We start from the raw sequence: 20,844 nt of genomic DNA on the forward strand, positions 1-20,844 counted from the left end.
GAAAGACGGTGAACGCCAAGAAACCTTCTGCACCCAAGGGCGACCAGACGGACTATCCATTAAAAGAATAATGCAGTCCGAAACAAACTGCATAATAGATTCTTTATAATCTCTAAAGTTAGGGGGCCGGTCGCGGTAACGCGCTCAGCCCTCTTTTTTATATCCTTGCTAATATTGACGGAACGTACATCCTCTTTTTTTGATTTTATGTCGAACTCACATTATATTATATCACTTTCGTTCTACATCGTTCAGCCATTTATTGAGCACTTCACAATACTCATCTGTTTGTTCAACAAAAGGCATGTGACGGGATCCGTCGAACAGTTTCCATTGGGCAATAGGAATACGGTCGAACATTGTTTTCGCGACTAACGGAGTGCACAAATCATTGGTTCCACTCATAATTAAGCAAGGAGTTTTAATTTCTTTCAGCCGGTCAATATAATCAAAATTTTTCAGTGTACCGGTAGGAGTGTACTCGTTCGGTCCCCATCCGCACAGATAAGCTTCCGATCCGACTCTTTTTGGGCGGCGCAAGCACTCGGGACTATCTTTTGTTATCTTTCCCGCACAATGCTGAAGCATGAAATGATTGTTTGCTTTCTGATAGTCCGATCCGGTATAATCGTTGGTCTTTTCTGCTTTCGCAATGGCTCGCTGATCGGCTTTCGACATGAATTTAATCATCCGATGCTGTTCATGGCTCCATAACCAACTGGCGGGGAGTGTACTTGAAAGGATGGCCGATTGTACTCCATCCGGTTTATAATCGATAAGGTATAGGATAAGTAACATTCCACCCCACGACTGTCCAAGGATATGAACCTCATCTAATTCCAAATGTTTTCGAATAGTTATCAGCTCTTTTGCCCAAGTTTCAGGAGTCCAAAGTTCGGGATGTCCTTCAACAAAAGAATTACCACAACCTAATTGGTCATAGCTGATTACTTGACGGCCTTCGTCAACTAACCGGTCGAGCACTTCAAAGTAATTATGCGTACTTCCGGGGCCTCCATGCAGCAGCAATATCGGTTTTTTATCGGATTTCTTCTTTCCTACAATTCTGTAATAGGTTTGATACCCCATGAATGGTATATATCCTTCTTGAACTTTCATGATTGAGAGATTTGATTATACGGCAAATCTAAGATTTTTATTTTTTAAATCCTATCATCAAGCCTAAAAGTTGTTTTCTGAAAAAAAGAAGAAAAAGATTTGGTTTATTAAATTAAATAACTACCTTTGCAACCGCAAAACCGAAAAAGATGCATCCTTAGCTCAGTTGGTAGAGCACCTGACTCTTAATCAGGGTGTCCAGGGTTCGAGTCCCTGAGGGTGTACAAGTGATCCTCAAGATATTCTTTTCTTGAGGATTTTTTATATCTATCCGGCAAAGATTAGAACGGATAACCTACTGCAAAGTGGAAAGCAAAATCACGACTGAACTTTGGATCGAGGATAGGGTATTTATCCTTGCCATGCTTCATAGGGTTGACAGACTTCATACCTCCATCGAAACGAAGAATAAGGTAATCTAAGTCAAAACGGATGCCCAGTCCGTAAGAGACTGCTATTTGCTTATAAAAATCGTTGAACTTAAACAAGCCATTCTTCTGTTCAGTGTCATTGCGGATAGTCCAGATATTTCCGGCATCGATAAAAGCGGCTCCATTCAGTTTCCAGAACAGATGTGTACGATACTCAAAATTGATATCCAACTTAATATCGCCGGTTTGCTTAATGAAGTCCATTTTACCATCTTCAGTACCTTGATAACTGCCCGGTCCCAAACTGCGTATAGACCATCCACGAACACTGTTCGCGCCACCCGAGAAATAACGCTTTTCAAACGGAAGAATCTTAGAGTTGCCGTATGGGTAAGCCAGTCCTGTTCCAACATGGAACACCATGGAGTTACGATCGTCAATCTGAAAGTTTTTAGTATAGTCAAAATCTCCCTTAACATATTGTGCAAACGGAATATTAGCCATCACATACCCTTTATTGTCTTTTGGTGTGGCATGGAAAGCTTTAGAGAACCCATAGAGTATATTCCCCGATTCCTCTATATTAAATCGGATAGAATAAGAATTACGTTTCAATGTACGCATAGTCATGTTCCCTGCGCTGTTATAAGTAAAGGTATATCCCATACGAACGATAAGTTGGTCTTCGTAACTGGCTCTTAATAGTGAATTACGGGCTGACATATCATCGAGATATTCTTGAAAGACAGTCGACTTACGAGGCATATATACATAGTTGACGTTAAGCAAATCGAATTTATGTTGACGTCGTTCATTGCTCCACTTATAACTCCATGCTGTGGCAGCCAATGTTCGGGTAAATTCGGGGCGAATCTGTTTGGTATATTGTAAATCAACTTCTGAGGTAGCACGCACCTTTTGCTTGAATGCTTTGGAAAGGAACGGAAACATAAATTGCGGGAAGTTCAGACTGGATTCTACACCAAACTCGGTGTAGTTATCGTTAACAAAGTCTTGATTGTTAGAGCCTGTAATGGCTTCGTATGCGCCACGAAGCTTCAACGTAAAGGTTTCCGACCCCTTGAATACGTTTCGATGTTGCAAAGAGATGGCTGCCGCCGCGCCTAAGTCACCGGCAGAGTTCGTTCCTTCTATTTCAAACTGAATAGACTTGTCTTTTCCTTTCGCAACAGAAATATAAGCATCCAGTTGGGTACTGTCGTTAACGGTCACTTCCTGAAAGGTAATGTTCGAGTAGCGTAATGCTTTCAGCCTGTTTAGTAAGGTATGCGTTTCCTGTACATCTTGATCATTATAAAACGAATTCGATTTGATACGATTAAAATCAATTAGCAATTTAGGACGAAAGTATAGTTTATCCTTGAAATACATGGGATAGCCTTTATAAATGATAGAATCAAAGTCGGTTAGTCCATTCTCATCCAGTCGTACTACATCCTGATCGGTGATGAAATTAACTGTGTGTACCTTTAATGGCTGATGTCTCTTAGGTATATCCTCTTTTTGCAACTGATAAGGCATCAGATGGACGGTTAAGTCAACCATGTGTGAATTTCTTACGGTATCGGCCTGATAAACAAAAAAGTCTTTATTGAAATGATAATAGCCATTCGACATGAGAATAGAAGTAAGCCGGATACGTTCTTGATCGAGTACATTTGCGTCAAGCGGCATTCCTTGATGAATCAGTGTATGAACGGAATCTCTTTTAATCAGATTATTGATAGAATCATCAGGGATATCGTATTGTATGCTCTCAATAAGATAAGGCTTTCCTGCATGGATATCATAAGTCAGTTTTAATTTTTTCCTCCTGATAAACTCACCCAATGTGACACGAGCACTATAATAGCCCATATTCCGAACGGCTTTTTCTATTTCAGCACGGGTTTTATCTGCTATCTCCTCATTAAATATCTCCGGCTTTTGTCCTATCTTTCTGAAAAATCGATTAATCCATTTGGTGGAATCTTTGCCTGACAATCCGTATACGTGCATAGGAACCTTTACCTGACTAAACCATTTGGCATTTGGGTTCTGACGGATATATGAGTTAAACAAAGCAGGATCAACCTCTTTCGTGTCCGATTCTATCTTCACTTCATCCAATAGATATTTGTTATCAGGAATGAATTTGCTTACCGAGCACGAAGTCAGAAGTAAAAATCCTGCCATCAGACCGATGAGAGACTTTTTTATCATATATCCGCAGACTTCGAAATTTCCTACAAATATACAATTATTCATGAATAAAAATCTTAACTTTGCTTATAATTAAGTTTTTTATTAGTTACATCCATTTATCTAACAATGCTGAGCAAGAATAAGATAAAATACATTCATTCGTTGGAACTGAAGAAGAACCGTAGAGAAGAGCAGGCTTTTATTGCTGAAGGATCTAAACTGGTTGGTGATATGTTGGGACATTTCCATTGTAAGATGTTGCTTGGCACTAAAGAATGGCTGAATACGATGTCTGTACAGGCCGAAGAAGTGATTGAAGTGTCTGCTGATGAGCTTGCTAAAGTCAGTCTGCAGAAAGCTCCTCAAGAAGTATTGGCCGTATTTAAGCAACCTTCTTATCCAATGGATACAAAGGTGCTCTCACATTCGCTTTGTCTGGCATTGGATAATGTGCAAGATCCGGGTAATGTAGGAACCATCATCCGATTGGCTGACTGGTTTGGCATAGAGCATGTGTTTTGTTCTTTGGGAACGGTCGATGTGTATAATCCAAAGACTGTTCAAGCTACAATGGGAGCATTAGCCAGAATAAAGGTCTACTATATTGATTTATTACAACTCATTCATTCAGTGAAAGATATTCCTATATATGGAACGTTTTTAGATGGAGATGATATCTATAAAAAGAAACTTTCTGACCATGGATTAATCATCATGGGAAACGAAGGAAACGGAATTAGTAAAGAGGTGGAACAATTGGTAAATGAACGTCTGTTAATCCCGAACTATCCAAAGGGCAGAATGACATCGGAATCATTGAATGTGGCTATGGCAACAGGAATTATCTGCGCGGAATTCAGGAGAAGACAAGCATAAAAAGTCACTATATCAACTTGCCTGTATGATTGAGAAAGTTCATCCGTATGAATCGCCCAACTCATCCGCATGAACCGATCAACTCATCCGCATCACATTCGCCATTCATCCGTATGACATTTCGAAGTGGCGCATATCAGTTTGAATGTTGTTGCTCAACTCCCCTGACATATATGAAAACGAATTAAAAAAATGGTCTTTTAAAGAATGAGAAAATATTAAATTTGAAATAGAGTTTTACAAGGTTTATTTTATCTTTGTGTCAAAGAAACATAAATTCCGGAATCATGAAAAATCTTATTACATGGGCTTTATTATTTATCTGCGGCAGTTTATCTGCTCAAGAAGTGATTTATCTATGGTCGAATGGTGCTCCTACGTCAAATGGCATTACTTTGAATGAATATTATAAAGACGGGCAGGTTTATGCCGTAAGTGTTCCCACATTAACTGTTTACCCTGCTAAGCATCCCAACGGGCAAGCCATTATCATGTGTCCGGGCGGAGGCTATCGTCTATTGGCTATGCAGCATGAGGGAACAGATATGGCTGATTGGTTTAATAACCAAGGCATTACCTATGCTGTATTAAAATATCGTTTGCCGAATCTGCATAAAGAAGTGCCATTGGATGATGCTCAGCAAGCTATCCGTATTCTTCGTCAACGTGCTGCTGAATGGGGTATAAAGAAGATAGGTATCGCTGGAGCATCGGCAGGAGGTCATCTGGCCGCTACAGCAGCAACTCATTTTACCAAGGAAACGCGTCCCGATTTTCAAATTATCTTCTACGGACGTATTGATCTCACCGGTGAAGGAAAAACTTCGAGTACCTGCAAGAATTTGTTGGGGGAGAATCCTTCGCAGAGAGATTTGGAATACTACAGCAATCAGTTGCAAGTGACCGATGATACACCTCAGGCATTCATCATGGCCAGTACTGATGACAAGAGCGTACCCGTAGAAAACAGTGTGGGTTATTATTTAGCACTTAGAAATCATCATGTTCCTGTAACGATGCACCTTTATCCTACCGGTGGTCATGGCTGGGGATATCATGAAAGTTTCGTATATAAGCAAGATTGGCAGCAAGAGCTGGAGCATTGGCTGAGAGAGATAAATCTGTAGAAGCAAAAGACATAACTGTTGTTATGATGTGTTTGAGTAAATTGTTATAAGAAAAAAGAACGATGATGCATAGTGTCGGAAGACGGATAAAAGCCTTTGATACATTTACAAAGAAATAATATTATGAAACGATTTGCTTTTAAAATGTATTTGAAATCCGGTTGTGAAAAGGAGTATGCCAAGCGCCATGCTGCTATCTGGCCGGAGTTGAAGAGAATGATAAAAAATGCAGGGATAAGTAATTATAGCATTTTTTGGGATAAAGATACGAATATGCTTTTCGCTTATCAAGAGTGTGATAAGGATACGAACAGTCAGGATACCTCGAATGTAGATCCTATCACACAGAAATGGTGGGATATGATGTCAGATATCATGGATGTGAATCCGGACAATTCACCGATTAGTATCCCTTTGGATGAACTCTTTCACATGGACTGATGCGGATGGTAATATTGTATGTTATGAACAACAATAAATAAGGATGCACTTCACAAGTGGTGCATCCTTAATTTATTATAGTATTATTATAATGAGATTATTTTTTAGCAGCTTCGTGTTCTGCTTTTCTCTTCTTCTTTTCTTCATCTTCCTTAATCAAGTCTTCGACGGCAGCCTGAGCAGCGGCTAATCGGGCGATAGGAACACGGAATGGAGAACAACTTACATAGTTCAAACCGACTCTGTGGCAGAACATAACCGATGTAGGCTCACCACCATGTTCACCACAGATACCACAGATCAGTTCAGGACGGACGGCACGTCCCTTATTGACTGCCATTTGAATAAGTTGGCCGACACCTTCCTGATCCAATACTTGGAACGGATCAACATTCAGAATTTTCTTTTCTAAGTAAGTAGGTAAGAAACTGGCGATGTCATCGCGACTGTAACCGAATGTCATTTGAGTTAAGTCGTTTGTGCCAAAGCTGAAGTATTCGGCATGTTTGGCAATTTTATCTGCAGTCAAGGCGGCACGAGGAATTTCAATCATGGTACCAATCTTGAAGCGGACAACGATACCCTCTTCCTTGAACATTTGAGAGGCAGTTTCACGAATAACTTTCTCTTGCGCGTCAAATTCGTTGACGATACCAATCAGAGGAACCATAATTTCAGGACGTGGATCATATCCTTCCTTACGCAATTTGATGGCAGCACCGATGATGGCCTTCGTTTGCATAGCTGTAATTTCAGGATAAGTATTGCCCAAGCGACAGCCACGATGACCTAACATAGGGTTAGCTTCATTTAATGCTGCGACACGTCTCTGAATCTCTTGAACAGTAATACCCATCTCCTTAGCCATGGCTTCCTGCCCCTCTAAATCGTGAGGAACGAATTCATGTAAAGGAGGGTCGAGCAAACGAATATTAACCGGACAATTATCCATTGTCTTTAATATTTCGTAGAAGTCAATCATCTGGTAGGGGAGAATCTTATTCAATGCAGCCTCCCGGCCTTCTTTTGTTTCAGAAAGAATCATTTCACGCATAGCACGGATTTTCTTCTCTTCAAAGAACATGTGCTCAGTACGGCAAAGTCCGATACCTTCAGCACCGAAACTTCTTGCCACAGCCGCGTCACGAGGAGTGTCCGCGTTGGTACGTACATGTAATTTCGTATACTTGTCGCACAAGTACATTAATTCTGCAAAGTCGCCTGTAACCTCGGCAGCTTTTGTATCAACACGTCCTTTCAGCACTTCTCCTGTGCTACCGTTTAATGAAAGGTAATCGCCTTCGTTCAGTACTTCGCCATTGATAGTCAATGTCTTTTTCTTATAGTCTACTTGCATTTCACCGGCTCCGGTAATACAGCATTTGCCCATGCCACGTGCAACGACGGCCGCATGACTTGTCATACCACCGCGACAGGTAACGATGCCTTCAGCAACAGCCATACCAGCCAAATCCTCCGGAGAGGTCTCAATACGAACGAGAATAACGCGTTTTCCCATTGCATGAACCTTAGCAGCATCATCGGCAAAGAATACGATGTGACCACAACCGGCTCCCGGAGAAGCGGGAAGCCCGTGAGTCAGAACCTTAGCTCTGCGTAAAGCGATCTTATCGAATACAGGGTGAAGCAATTCATCCAATTTGTTTGGTTCGCAGCGCATAATAGCTGTCTTTTCATCAATCATATCCTCACGTAACAAATCCATGGCAATCTTCACCATGGCAAATCCGGTACGTTTACCATTGCGTGTTTGTAAAAACCAAAGCTTGCCCTCCTGAACGGTGAATTCCATGTCCTGCATATCTTTATAGTGGTCTTCCAATTTACCTTGGATATCATATAATTGTTTGAAGATTTCAGGCATAGACTCTTCCATAGAAGGATACTTTGTCTTACGAATCTCTTCGGAGATGCCTTGAAGTTTAGCCCAACGGCGAGAGCCTTCGAGTGTGATCTGTTGTGGAGTACGAATTCCAGCGACTACATCCTCACCTTGTGCGTTTACCAAATATTCGCCATTAAAGATATTCTCACCTGTAGCGGCGTCACGGCTGAAGCAAACACCGGTAGCTGAAGTGTTGCCCATGTTACCAAATACCATTGCCATTACGCTTACTGCAGTACCCCATTCCGATGGTATACCTTCCATTTTACGATAGAGGATAGCACGTTCATTCATCCAACTGTCGAATACGGCGCAGATAGCACCCCATAATTGTTCTATAGGGTCGGAAGGGAATTCTTTGCCTGTCCGTTTTTTGATAGCTTGCTTGAAGAGTTTGACCAACTTCATCAGTTCGTCCACGTTCATTTCGTTATCAAGCTTAATGTCGCGTTCTTTCTTAACTTCTTCAATGATAGCTTCGAAAGGGTCAATTTCTGTTTTATCTGCCGGCTTCATGCCTAAAACAACATCGCCGTACATTTGGACAAAACGACGGTAGCTATCATAAGCGAAACGTTCATTACCGGTCTTCTTAGCCAAACCTTTAACAACTTCATCGTTCAAACCTAAGTTAAGGATGGTGTCCATCATACCGGGCATGGAAGCACGTGCTCCTGAACGAACAGAAACAAGCAATGGATTCTTAGGGTCTCCAAAATTGTTGTTCATTAATTTCTCAATGTGTTTTACTGATTTTTCGACATCGTCTTTCAGTAAAGCGACCACTGCTTCCTTTCCTTTCTGAAAATACTCGTTACATACTTCTGTCGTGATAGTGAATCCGGGAGGAACAGGAACACCTATTAGGTTCATCTCAGCACAGTTAGCGCCTTTGCCACCAAGCAGATTTCTCATATCTGCATTACCTTCGGCTTTTCCGTTTCCAAAGGTATAGACTCTCTTTTTAGCCGTCATATAAATATTTTTTAGTTTTAAATGAGAATGTTTGATGTTGCAAAATTATACTTAATTAATATAAATTCAAAGGGAAAAGTGAAAAATGTAATCTCGACTTTACAACTTTAACAAATTCCTCTAATTTAATTTTTTTTTATATCATTTACCACCTCGATACGCAGGAACAAAGAAAGTGAACCATATAAGTTGCCGTATCCATTAGAAGAATTTTTCGTTTCACCTAAGTGATACTTTCGTTTCACCTAAGTGATACTTTCGTTTCACTTATGTGAGTCGCTTGTTTCACTGATGTGATACATTCGTTTCACTTATGTGAAACAAGTAGATTATACGTATGAGTTGAGTGATTCATACGGTTCTCTTTTACTAATCTCTTTATGACCATATTAAAGAACCAAATAAAAAGGAAGAAACACTTCACTAACATGCTATTAGACCATATTTTGCTTTCGTCGGTTTCTGCGTGATTTCCTCGAATTCGCATTATATTATGATTATAAATTCGCTTGAAAAGTATAGATAAAGAAATGTATTGTTTTAATCGTGCGTATCTTGTTGTTTTGTAGTGTGAATATTCTTTATATAATGAGAAGAGAATTGATGGAATTTGACTAATTTTGCAGACAAATAAAGATAGTGTTATTGTGAGTAGAAAGAAAAAAGAACTTCCTGTATTCGAAGAAGTGACCATTACCGATGTCGCCGCAGAGGGGAAAGCTATTGCCAGAGTGAACGATTTTGTTGTTTTTGTTCCCTATGTAGTGCCCGGAGATGTGGTCGACTTGAAGGTCACGCGAAAGAAACATCACTATGCCGAAGCTGAAGCCATTCATTTCCATGAGTACTCTCAGAAGCGTGTAAAGCCTTTTTGTCAACACTTTGGAGTATGTGGAGGCTGTAAGTGGCAGTGCCTTGATTATAAAGAACAGATAAAATATAAGCAACAACAGGTGGTGGATAACCTTACTCGTATCGGAAAGATTGAGCTGCCGGAGATTTATCCTATTATTGGATCGGAGAAGGTTATGGAATATCGTAACAAGTTGGAGTTCACATTTTCGAACAAACGTTGGCTGACTCGTGAAGAAATAGAGCAGGATGTGCATTATGATCAGATGAACGCGGTAGGATTTCACATACCTGAGGCGTTCGATAAAGTGTTGGCTGTAGAGAAATGTTGGTTGCAGGATGATATCAATAATCAGATTCGTAATGCCATTCGTGACTTTGCCTATGCACACGACTATGCTTTTTTCAACCTCCGTACCCAAGAAGGATTGTTGCGAAATATGATGATTCGTACATCGAATACCGGCCAATTGATGGTACTTATTCAGTTTAAAATTTCGAATGAGCAGGATAAGATTCGAAAGAATGAACTACTGACTTACATTGCCGATAAGTTTCCACAGATTACATCTCTCTTATATGTGAATAATGACAAGTGTAACGATACGCTTGAAGGATTGGATGTTAAAGTATTCAAGGGGGCAGATCACATATTTGAGGAGATGGAAGGATTGCGTTTTAAGGTAGGAGCTAAGTCATTTTGCCAAACTAATACCGGTCAGGCATATAATCTTTATAAGGTGGCTCGACAGTTTGCCGGTCTTACAGGAAATGAGTTGGTATACGATCTTTACACAGGAACGGGAACCATTGCCAACTTTGTTTCTCGTCAAGCCCGTCAAGTCATTGGAATAGAGTATGTGCCCGAAGCTATTGAGGATGCCAAGATGAATTCGGAGATTAATGGTATAAAGAATACGCTCTTCTTTGCAGGTGATATGAAAGATATTCTTACGCAAGACTTTATCAATGAGCATGGACGTCCCGATGTCATCATTACTGATCCGCCCAGAGCGGGAATGCATGGTGATGTGGTTAATACCATCCTTTTTGCTGAGCCGATCCGTATCGTATATGTAAGTTGTAATCCGGCTACACAGGCACGCGACCTTTCTTTGCTCGACGCTAAATATAAAGTGATGGCTGTTCAGCCGGTTGATATGTTTCCACATACGCAACATGTTGAGAATGTGGTATTACTTGAAAAAAGAGAATTATAATGGAACAGAAACGTAAATTGAAAGAGAAAAGCGATAAACCTTTTGCTAAAGCCGCTGCTAAATATACTATCTATAATGTTCATGAAGAAAATGAACTGATGCCGTTCCTCATGAAAGTGATGAATGGAATTAGTCGGACAAAGGTGAAAAATTTGCTTACCAATCGCGTCATATTGGTGGATAATGTGATTGTAACACAATATAATTTCCGGCTGAAACCCGGGATGAAAGTACAGATAAGTCATGCCAAGAACAATAGGGAATTCCGTAACCCATTGCTTAAGCTGGTATATGAAGACGCCTATCTTATTGTGGTGGAGAAGAAAGAAGGGCTGCTTTCTGTAGGAACAGAGAGCCAGCGGGAACGTACGGCACAACATATTTTAAATGAGTATGTGCGTAGTGAACACTCAGGGAATAGAATACATGTAGTTCATCGACTCGACCGTGAAACCAGTGGCTTGATGATGTATGCCAAAGATGAGAAGACGCAACATACACTTCGTGACAATTGGCACGAGATAGTGTATGATCGTCGTTATGTGGCCGTGGTTGAGGGAAGTATGGAAGAGGAGAGAGGCATTGTTCGTTCTTGGCTCACCGATCATAAACTCTATGTTAGTTCCAGTTTGGTGGACGATGGCGGTAAGTTTTCCGTTACCCATTATCAGACTATTAAGCGGAATAGTCGTTTTTCGTTAATGGAACTTCATTTGGATACCGGTCGTAAGAATCAGATTCGTGTTCACATGGCTCAGTTGGGACATCCTGTAGTAGGTGATTCCCGCTACGGTTCCGAGATTGATCCGTTGGGACGTTTGGCATTGCACGCCTTTAAGCTCTGTTTTACACATCCTGTGACGGGAGAGCGCATGGAGTTCGAAACTCCTTATCCGAAATCATTCAAAGACTTAATGCTTTAAGTCTGAGGGGGTATCAATAAGGTGATGTCTATCATCAATCAGCATAAGTCAATTGGCTGATTTAAGTTTAATGACAAACATAGGAAGGTAGAAGAAGATACCGATGACTGACATGATTAATCCTCCGATAGTTCCGGCGGCTAACGGGAACCAAAATCCTTCTTTTAATGTTCCTACCATAAATGGAATGAATCCTAAAGCAGTGGAGACTATTGTCAGGAAAATAGGAATTATTTTTGCGTTCCATGCTTTAGTATACGATACTAATACCGGTTGTTTCGGGTGTACCTTTCGTATATTATTATATTCGTTCAGAATATAGATACTGGCGTTGACTGTTATACCGCACAATAATACAAATGAAGCAAATCCACCTTGGTCGAAGTTTAATTGGAACAGATAAAACGTAAGAAATACTCCGATATACGAAATGGGAATGACAAAGATAATAGCCAAAGGTTGCTTTAATGAGTTAAACAGAATGCCGGTAATGAAAAAGATAATGGCTATGACAAGGAATAACAGAGCACTTTCTTTATAGTTTTTCTGTCCCCATGAATAATTAAATTCTTTATTTTCGGCTTTATATCCCATTGGAAGAGTTGCGTTGAATGCCTTAAGGTCTTTCTCTAAGAGTTTTTTTCCTTGTTCTTGGGCACCAATATATTCATATTGCAGACATAATGTATATTGCTGATCTTCTTTTACTACATCTTGAGGTGATTGTTCTTTTTGCAATGTGGCAAAATCGGATAGTTTATAAGTTTTTTTATTAATTGTGAGCGGCATATTCATCAGTCCCCAAACATCATATTCCTTGCTCTGCAGGGAAGAGAGTTTCAACTGTTCCAACTGTTTCCCAAAGAGTATATTACTTACATAGATATCTTTTCCGAAAATAGGAGTAAGGGTATTGAATAGCTGACTGGCGGATATTCCTTTCTGTGCCATCTGTTCTTTGTTCAGATTCAGAAAGTATTCTTGATAGTCATTTTTCCACCAGAAGAATTCGGAATTGATGAGCACTTCTTTGATTCGTCTGTGCTCTAACAATTTGCTCTTTAAAATTTCTGCCTGATGATATAACTCATCATAATTGAATCCATACATTTTTATCTGGAAACTTCCTGCATTCTCTCGGACATCATTACTGAACCCCTGATCTTGTAAGCCATAGACTTCCCAACTGCCTCCGCCAATTGTTAATGCTTTACTGATAATATTTGACTTCAGGGTATAAGGAAAAACGCTTCTCTCGGATGCTTTGGTAAAGTAGATTTGAATAGATGCCCTTTTGGGACTGTAAATGGCAGTCTGGAATTGGCGAATCTCTTTGTACTGGGTAAGATAGATTTCCATCTTCTTTATTAGTTCATTCATTTGGTCCAGTGTCGTTCCATTCGGCATATTGGCATAGACAGAAAGAATTACTTCTCCTTGATCACGATTAAAATAGCTTCCATTATAAACATCTTGGATAAAGAGTCGGAGAGTGCCACCCAATACTTTATCCGTTATAGGTTTGATGGTTTCCTTATATAGTTTTGTATCAAATATTTTATTGTATATTGTTGCTCCTTTCCCTTCGCCATCTATTTTTTCCGGCAGTAAGAATGTTGGAATTCCAAATATCAGTATAAGCAGAATAAACGCGACTACTTTATATCGGCAAAGCCAACTGATGAGTTTCTGATAGAAATTAGTGAAATACACAGTCAATCGTTTTGTCCGGGTTTTCAGTTGGATGTTTCTTTTCTCATCCAGCCCAATCTTTTCGATGAGTGAAGGAACGAAGAACAAGGCTACGAATAATGAGACTATCAAGTTGATGATGACTACTGCCGCAAAGTCTTGAAGATTCAACTTGATTTTTTCATCAAGGAAGAAGATTATCGATAAAGCTCCTACGGTGGTGAGAGTAGCGGCTAAGACCGACATAAAAGCCTTGATATTATGACGATGCACGATATGGTCGGTCATAATAATGGTCGCGTCAATCATCAAATTCAATGAAATGGTGATTCCGGCAAGGGAATATAATTGAATTTCTATTCCCGAAAGGTAATAGAATATAACGGCAACAAGCAGGTTGACAGTAATACTCATCACAATGAGAAATAGGTATTTGAGTCGCCATGTAACCAGTAAGACGAATACCAGCAGGATAAAAACGGTCAGTCCGGTACGGAAATAAATCTTTTGTAATTCTTGATCTATATATTTTGTCGCGTCATAGTTTAAATGGATTTCATATCCGGGTGGCATATTTAGCTCACAGTCTGCGATAATTTTCTTGACTTGTTTACTTAAGTTAATTTGATTTGCCGTTTCATTCGCCGTAATATTCAGGTAGACCGAGTTCAATCCATTTATTCTGTAATAGCTTTGTGGCGCGGATTCTATATGTTTGGCCGTAATAACCTTATCTAAGGATATAAGTGTGCTGTCTTTTGTTTTTAGCAGAATAGAGGAGGGGATGAATTCCTGTTTGTCGATTGTTGACATGCGAATAAGTCGTATCCATTCCGTTTTTCCATTTTCGTTTTTATATGGAGATATACCTAAAAATTCAGAATCATAATTTTCATGGATGGCATTTATTATATCGTATGGTGATATACCTAATTGATTCAGTTGGTCGCTGCTATATTCCAGTTGCCATTCCATAGGAGTAGCTCCGTTAATCTCTACTTTATATACACCTTTCAATTGACCTATTTTGTTTTTGATATGGTCTTCAGCATATTGTTGAATCAGAATAGGTTCTTGAGGAGCATTAAGTGTATAAACCAGAAATGGTCGTGATGCATCATCGTCGGAATAATTCTCTGATATCTGTGGATATGCCACCTCATCAGGTAATTGTGGCCAGAGTTGACGGATAGCTGTAGATACTTCAAAGCGTGCTATCTCCATATCTGTATGTTTATCGAATTCTATAGAGACACTTCCCGATTCGTTAGAGGAAGTGGATGTAATATTTTTAACACCATTTATTCGGGCTAATATACCTTCTAACTTACTCGTAACTTCCATTTCTACAATTCTGGACGAACTCCCTCGCATGTTATATGACACAGAAAGTCCGGGCAAAGTACGCGACGGTACTAATTTGATGGGAAGTAACGGAATAAGAGCAATACCTATGAGTGATAAGCAAACGAATATCACTATTAAGGTGAATGCCGATATATGGTTTCTCTTATTCATTTATATAATCCGATATTAAAATCAAATTCATCTGACAGAGAGAAACCTTTACTAAAATCATAAAGAGTCAGCTTACGTATCTTATAATAGTTAGTCCAATAGTTCTGTAAGGCCGATATATAATTCTTTTGTGCCTCTTGCTGTCGGTTATGCGAAAGGGTCAGACTATTCATATCAGCTTTACCGATAATAAATTTCTGACGAGTCTGATCGTAAGCCGTTTCTGCCAAATCAAGTGCTTCTTCTGCGCTGTTGACCAGTCGTTGCTGAATATTAAAGTCGTTAACGGTCATCACAACATCTTCTTCTACCTTCTGTTCTTCCTGTTGAGCGGCGATGGATACGACATTTAAATTATTCTTTGCCATATTATACTTACCTTTTCTGATCCCCCAATCTATAAGCGGAATAGATACGGAGATGGAAACCAAATTTTGTTGTAACGGTCTTTTATAGGCCAGATTGATTTTTTCGGCAACCTGATTGAATCCGATACTGGCGTTTAAACTGGCACTTAATCGGGATTCCACTTTGGTTTTATTCACATTCTGTTGGGCTTCCAATATATTCTGACGTTGTTCGAGAAATGTTGGATTATTCTGTCGAGCCAAGCTCAAAGCTTGTTCTACATTAATTTCCACATTGTCTGGGCGACCTGGCAGAATAATTTCTATTTGTGTATCTTTTGGCATATTCAAGTAAGATGCCAGAGAAAACATAGCACGCTTTAAGCCAATGCGGGCATTGTCTAAAGAATTGTGTGCGTTTACTTTATCCAGTTTTAAGGTAAGCAGGTCTGCTTGTGAGATGGAGGCAATTTTAAAACGATTCTCACTTATTGTGTAAAGAGTATCCGCGGTCAGTACATTCTCCCTGGCCAACTTATACTCAGCCTGAGCCATGGCCAACTCAAAGAAATAGGTTACGGCTTCCGATGCAACATCTTCCGTATTATAGATAAACTGTTTCTTTACTTTCTCATATTTTAACGGCTCTATTTTTCTATCCCATTTAAAAGAATTATACCCCAACAGGTTCTGTGTATATCCTATTCTGAGAGGAACGGAAGAATATTGAGTGTACTTAGTATCACCAAAGTTGCGCATATAATCTAAATTGGAATTAATATAGAATGTGCCACCGGTAAGATCAAAGTTTTGTTGAATGCTCAATCCGCCTCCGGCACTGAACATTTGTTGTTCACGATACACATCCAAGTTGTTGTTTGAATCATATCGGGTAGTAATGTAACGATAATATTCGGCTGGGGTAAGGTTTAATGTCAGGCTCGGCAGGCGGGCTGCCTTATAAGTACGATACTCCCAATAACCGGTCAGATAGAGATTCTGATATCGGAATGCGGATAACGAACTGTCGTTTGCAATCTCAATAGTACGTTGCAAATCCAGCCGGACTACCTGTTGTGCCTGAATACTAACAGATAGTAAAAGGAGAATGATGCTTATATCAATAAATTTGTTTCGTATCATATTTCTTATATATAAACCAATATATTAATGGTATAATGAATAAACTGACCAGTGTACCCAATGCCATGGAACTGATCATGGCGACAGCTAAAGGTTTCTGAAGCTCTGAACCTATATCAAAAGAGAACATCAAAGGAATCATGGCAAAAATGGTTGTCAGTGAAGTCATGATAATTGCTCTCAGACGACGGCGTCCTGCAGTATGAATAGCGTCAATTAAGTGCATGCCTGTTTTTCTCAGTTCATTGATGGCATCCAGTTTTAAAATGGAGTCATTGACCACAATACCGCAAGTAACTATAATACCAATTGCAGACATCAGATTTAATGTGTATCCACAAAGCCAAAGACAGATTAAAGCGAATGCCGTATCAATAGGTATTTCAAGTAATACAATCAGTGGTTGAAAAAAACTCTCAAACTGAGCACAAAGAATAAAGTACATCAATAAAAGTGAAATGAACAGAATAATCACCAGTTCGTTTATCATCTGCTTATTCTTGAAAAAGCTTCCTGAGAAATCTACATCCCATTCTTTGTTTTTATCAACAGTCGTTTTCACTTCGTTCATCAGTTTGTTTACATGGTTTACATTATAAAAATCGAGTGGAATATATTCTCCGTTCTTACCGGCAACTATCTGTTTTAAGTCTTGCATAGGAATGATACTGATTAATTCTTTCAGTGGAATAAAGTTTACTTCTTTACCTGAAGTGCGAATTAATGTCTCATTCAATATGTCATTAATGCTTTTTTCTATATTGGCAATACTTATAGGCAAGTATTGTTGATAGGAGCGCAGAGTGGAAATATTGTTATCTTTAAACGCCATCTTTAAGGTACGGGTTAATTCTGTGTAATCTACATTATATAGTAGCAGTTTATCCCGATTGACAATTAAACTGATTTGATTTCGGAATGCTATGCCGGCCGGTTTAATTTCTATTGGAGTATTAATTTCTTTTTCCAGTTTTTGGATATCATCGGGATTAGGAGTAATCGTTTTATTTTTTGGATAGAGTTGAGCTTCCAGTTCAGCTTCTCCTGTGACAAACAATTTCTCAAAAATAGTTACAGGAGGGGAAAAAGTTACTATAGCATGTGGATACTGCTTGACTATAGTTTCAGCTAACATCTTTTGTAAAGGGGCTATCTCTTTCGACTTTTCAGTCTTGAAATATAATTCTGCTTCAGTACTCGAGAGTTCATTTCCGTCATTTAGCAGATAATTCTGAATACCAACGTTGGCTGTATGCTCTGTTACTTTCTTGTCAGTTTGTTTCGTTAAAGCATTTACTCGTCGGTTATTTTCATCAATATGAATGTTTTCATTCCATTCTATACGAGCTATAAGCTCATTCTGATCAACTTTCGGCATCCGTTCCTTAGGTAAGAAATAAAAGAGGAATACACAAAGTAGTATAGTGACAACTATTCCTGACAGACAGATAGTTTTATGCGAAAATACCCAATTGACACCTTTATTATAAGTATTATCTAACCAGACATTCTCTTTTTTATTATTGAACTTGTGAAACAAAAATCCGTGTGTCTTTTTATGCAGTCCCCACTGATAGAACAATAGATATAATACGGGAAGCAACATAATACCGGTGATGTATGAGATCATCAATCCCGATGTGATAGAGAATGCCTGATCCATAAAAATAACTCCGGCAATGCCGCTTAGGAATACCAGTGGGATAAATACCGCAATAGTAGTTAACGAGGAACTGAGCATCGGAGTAATCATTTCTGATGTCCCTCTATCACAGGCTCTTTTTAGCGTATATCCTTTTTCCCTATACTGAGAAATATTTTCGGTCACGATAATGGAACTATCAATCATCATGCCGACGGCCAATATTAAGCCTGATAGAGAAATAACGTTTAATGAGACTTTGAAGATATAAAAAAGGAAGAATGTGATGACGATGGACACAATCATACTGATGCCGATAATAAGTGGTGAACGAACATCACCAAGAAACAGAACGGCCGATATGAAAATAAGTAGTAGACCTAATATCAGGTTCTGTTGTAGGTTTGATATAGTATAGTCCAATAGTTCTGTCTGGTTACGGCTAATGCTGAAATCTATATTTGGATAAAGCGAAGCGAAGTAATTTGTGGTTTCCTTTAACTGATCTTTCATGCTATCCATATTTTCCTCACTCTGTTTTATAATGGCTAATGTAACAGCTCGCTTACCTCCGGCCAGCGACCGTCCTGTCTCTTTCAGAGGGACTATATGTACATCACACAGGTCTTTCAACTGATATAGTCGATCATTCTTTTTAATATATATGTTCTTTACGTCATCTTCCGAATGAAGTATAGCTGAAATACGGATATTATATTCATAGTATCCATCTCTGACCAACATGCTGCCAGGCTCCACATTGTTGTCCTGCAAAGTTTGTTCTATATCTTCAATGGTAATTCCTGTTTCGGCTAACATGTCCGTATTCGGAACCAGTTGGAGCTGTTTGTCCGGAACTCCGGTAATATCGGCGATGGCTACTTCGGGTAACTGTTCTATACGACGTTTTACAATGTTTTCAGCCAGTTCGCACATGTTTAGGAATTCATGTTCGTTAGTCTCTTCGTATTTGGTATCATTCTTTAAGGTCATGTTCAGATAGAACACCGGAATATCCGTTGCGCTTGCTTTAATCGCTTTTGGTCGGCTCACATCTTTTGGCAGACTGTTCATTGCCGCGTCAATCTTCTCGTTGACTTCAATAAAGGCCAAATCCGTATTTGTGCCGAAATCGAAGTCTAAGTGTATAATACCTGTTCCATCTTTGGTCTCGCTTTTTATCTCTTTTAGGCCGGTAACTTGTAATAGTTGTTGGCGGACAGGTCGGACTACTGTATTTTCTAATTCTCGAGCCGAAGTATTATCACCTGTCACTTGGACTGTAATTTGCGGAATGGCTATATTCGGAAGGAGTGATACCGGAAGAGCAAAGTATGTTACCAAGCCTATAATAAAGAAGGCAAGGAATGCCATAAGTACAGCAATAGGGCGTTGTAACAGGAATTTAACCATTATTTATTTGATAATGTTACCGGTGTTTGGTCGGCAAGATTGACATTGTTGGAGATGATTACTTCATCCCCCTCATTTAATCCATCTATTATAGTATATTCGTCTTTATTCTCCAATCCGGTTTGTACATAAATCCAATTAGCTTTTCCATCTTTATAAACGAATACTACTTGACGGCCTGAACGTAGTACGACGGCACTTTTTGGAACAATAAGCTGTTCGCCTACAGTTCGTTTTACCTTTACACGGACATTCATTCCATCGAACAACTTACTTCCGCCGTTTACATTTGCCTTTACTTTTACTATTCCATCTTTGTCGACTATCGGGTTTATCTCACTCACATTTCCATTTAACACGATTTTTTCAGCGTATGGAGCCACTTCTACCTTGTCGCCGATTTTTAATAAAGGAAGCTCACTTTCCAGAACAGAGAATTCCACTTCCATATTTCCTGTTCGGATAATACGGCAGAATGCTTCCGATGTGGAAGCCATGTTATGAACCTTGGAGAACAGATTAGCTATTATTCCGTCATACGGAGCGGTGAGTACCGATTCTTCCAGTTCACGCTTAGCAGCTTCGGTCTGTACTATGCTTTGCTCGTATCCGCTTTTTATTTTGGCTAACCTCATAACATCTTCGGGTACAGCACTCATTTTGTCGGGAGCATATCCTTGCCCTATCAGCACATCTTGTAGTTCCAAGTTGGCTTGTTTCTTACTGTTTTCTCGTTGCTCCCATGTGTTTTTCAATTTGAATGGGTCAAGTTCGGCTATCTTCTGACCCTGATGTACAAAATTGCCGTTATGTACGTATATATTTGCTATTATTTCCCGCGTACGAAAGTAAAGGTCGGCATATTCCTTTGCCTGCGCTTTACCGTTACTTACTATTTCATGGCTAAATACCTGTTTTTTCAGTTTAACGGTTGACACTACTACGTTTGGTTCTGTCGGGAGAATCGTTTCTACACCTTCTTTCTCTACATTTTTCTGTTTTTCCGAACATCCGCAAAACAGTGTTATAACTAATATGAAATAAATAATCCGTTTCATGATTTTATCTTTAAGA

At 39.4% G+C, this 20,844-nt stretch carries 12 protein-coding genes and 1 tRNA gene; 6 read left to right on the forward strand and 7 right to left on the reverse strand.

Going from position 1 to position 20,844, the window contains the following annotated elements; all coding sequences use genetic code 11:
• Positions 1-231: 231 nt before the first annotated feature.
• Complete coding sequence (pepI, locus tag LO761_RS11385) at positions 232-1,119, reverse strand: proline iminopeptidase (protein WP_272818405.1); 888 nt, start codon at positions 1,117-1,119, stop codon at positions 232-234.
• 151 nt (positions 1,120-1,270) lie between these two features.
• On the opposite strand from pepI, the gene LO761_RS11390 reads away from it, so the two are divergent.
• Positions 1,271-1,343 (forward strand) — tRNA-Lys (locus tag LO761_RS11390).
• A 57-nt stretch (positions 1,344-1,400) separates the two neighbouring features.
• Here the strand turns inward: LO761_RS11390 and tamL are convergent.
• Positions 1,401-3,710 (reverse strand): translocation and assembly module lipoprotein TamL, encoded by a 2,310-nt coding sequence (gene tamL, locus LO761_RS11395; RefSeq protein WP_407951568.1) that lies wholly within the window; start codon positions 3,708-3,710, stop codon positions 1,401-1,403.
• A 111-nt stretch (positions 3,711-3,821) separates the two neighbouring features.
• Between tamL and LO761_RS11400 the strand changes: the two genes are divergently transcribed.
• From LO761_RS11400 to rhaM, 3 genes are all read left to right on the forward strand, one after another.
• Positions 3,822-4,571 carry an RNA methyltransferase gene (locus LO761_RS11400; protein WP_272818406.1) on the forward strand — a complete coding sequence of 250 codons (750 nt, stop codon included), beginning with the start codon at positions 3,822-3,824 and terminating at the stop codon, positions 4,569-4,571.
• Positions 4,572-4,858: 287 nt separating this feature from the next.
• A complete protein-coding gene (locus LO761_RS11405; protein WP_272818407.1) occupies positions 4,859-5,698 on the forward strand; it encodes an alpha/beta hydrolase in 840 nt (279 codons plus the stop codon).
• Positions 5,699-5,821: 123 nt separating this feature from the next.
• Positions 5,822-6,139 (forward strand): L-rhamnose mutarotase, encoded by a 318-nt coding sequence (gene rhaM, locus LO761_RS11410; RefSeq protein WP_272818408.1) that lies wholly within the window; start codon positions 5,822-5,824, stop codon positions 6,137-6,139.
• Positions 6,140-6,236: 97 nt separating this feature from the next.
• Here rhaM and ppdK read toward each other — a convergent pair whose 3' ends face one another.
• Complete coding sequence (ppdK, locus tag LO761_RS11415) at positions 6,237-9,020, reverse strand: pyruvate, phosphate dikinase (RefSeq protein WP_272818409.1); 2,784 nt, start codon at positions 9,018-9,020, stop codon at positions 6,237-6,239.
• 647 nt (positions 9,021-9,667) lie between these two features.
• On the opposite strand from ppdK, the gene rlmD reads away from it, so the two are divergent.
• Together rlmD and LO761_RS11425 are read left to right on the forward strand one after the other, a co-directional pair.
• Positions 9,668-11,092 carry a 23S rRNA (uracil(1939)-C(5))-methyltransferase RlmD gene (gene rlmD, locus LO761_RS11420; RefSeq protein ID WP_272818410.1) on the forward strand — a complete coding sequence of 475 codons (1,425 nt, stop codon included), beginning with the start codon at positions 9,668-9,670 and terminating at the stop codon, positions 11,090-11,092.
• Positions 11,092-12,015, forward strand: coding sequence for an RluA family pseudouridine synthase (locus LO761_RS11425; protein WP_272818411.1), 924 nt, complete (start codon positions 11,092-11,094; stop codon positions 12,013-12,015). The genes rlmD and LO761_RS11425 overlap by 1 nt, the downstream gene beginning before the upstream one ends.
• Before the next feature lie 48 nt (positions 12,016-12,063).
• Here the strand turns inward: LO761_RS11425 and LO761_RS11430 are convergent, their stop codons facing one another.
• The 4 genes from LO761_RS11430 to LO761_RS11445 are packed head-to-tail and all read right to left on the reverse strand — an operon-like array spanning position 12,064 to position 20,828.
• A complete protein-coding gene (locus LO761_RS11430; protein ID WP_272818412.1) occupies positions 12,064-15,225 on the reverse strand; it encodes an efflux RND transporter permease subunit in 3,162 nt (1,053 codons plus the stop codon).
• Positions 15,222-16,715, reverse strand: coding sequence for a TolC family protein (locus tag LO761_RS11435; protein WP_272818413.1), 1,494 nt, complete (start codon positions 16,713-16,715; stop codon positions 15,222-15,224). The genes LO761_RS11430 and LO761_RS11435 overlap by 4 nt, the downstream gene beginning before the upstream one ends.
• On the reverse strand, positions 16,693-19,770 hold the full coding sequence (locus tag LO761_RS11440; RefSeq protein ID WP_272818414.1) for an efflux RND transporter permease subunit: 3,078 nt from the start codon (positions 19,768-19,770) through the stop codon (positions 16,693-16,695). The genes LO761_RS11435 and LO761_RS11440 overlap by 23 nt, the downstream gene beginning before the upstream one ends.
• Entirely contained in the window at positions 19,770-20,828 is a 1,059-nt protein-coding gene (locus tag LO761_RS11445) for an efflux RND transporter periplasmic adaptor subunit (RefSeq protein WP_272818415.1), read from the reverse strand. Before LO761_RS11445 ends, LO761_RS11440 begins: the two co-directional genes overlap by 1 nt.
• Positions 20,829-20,844 lie beyond the last annotated feature (16 nt).

Source organism: Phocaeicola oris (genome assembly GCF_021295095.1).
Lineage (GTDB): Bacteria > Bacteroidota > Bacteroidia > Bacteroidales > Bacteroidaceae > Phocaeicola > Phocaeicola oris.

Bases quoted from the DNA above. Each gene is read 5' to 3' on its own strand.
- LO761_RS11440 (WP_272818414.1), bottom strand. From the start codon at position 19,770: ATGGTTAAATTCCTGTTACAACGCCCTATTGCTGTACTTATGGCATTC.
- LO761_RS11430 (WP_272818412.1), bottom strand. From the start codon at position 15,225: ATGAATAAGAGAAACCATATATCGGCATTCACCTTAATAGTGATATTC.
- pepI (WP_272818405.1), bottom strand. From the start codon at position 1,119: ATGAAAGTTCAAGAAGGATATATACCATTCATGGGGTATCAAACCTAT.
- LO761_RS11435 (WP_272818413.1), bottom strand. From the start codon at position 16,715: ATGATACGAAACAAATTTATTGATATAAGCATCATTCTCCTTTTACTA.
- LO761_RS11400 (WP_272818406.1), top strand. From the start codon at position 3,822: ATGCTGAGCAAGAATAAGATAAAATACATTCATTCGTTGGAACTGAAG.
- rhaM (WP_272818408.1), top strand. From the start codon at position 5,822: ATGAAACGATTTGCTTTTAAAATGTATTTGAAATCCGGTTGTGAAAAG.
- LO761_RS11445 (WP_272818415.1), bottom strand. From the start codon at position 20,828: ATGAAACGGATTATTTATTTCATATTAGTTATAACACTGTTTTGCGGA.
- LO761_RS11425 (WP_272818411.1), top strand. From the start codon at position 11,092: ATGGAACAGAAACGTAAATTGAAAGAGAAAAGCGATAAACCTTTTGCT.
- LO761_RS11405 (WP_272818407.1), top strand. From the start codon at position 4,859: ATGAAAAATCTTATTACATGGGCTTTATTATTTATCTGCGGCAGTTTA.
- ppdK (WP_272818409.1), bottom strand. From the start codon at position 9,020: ATGACGGCTAAAAAGAGAGTCTATACCTTTGGAAACGGAAAAGCCGAA.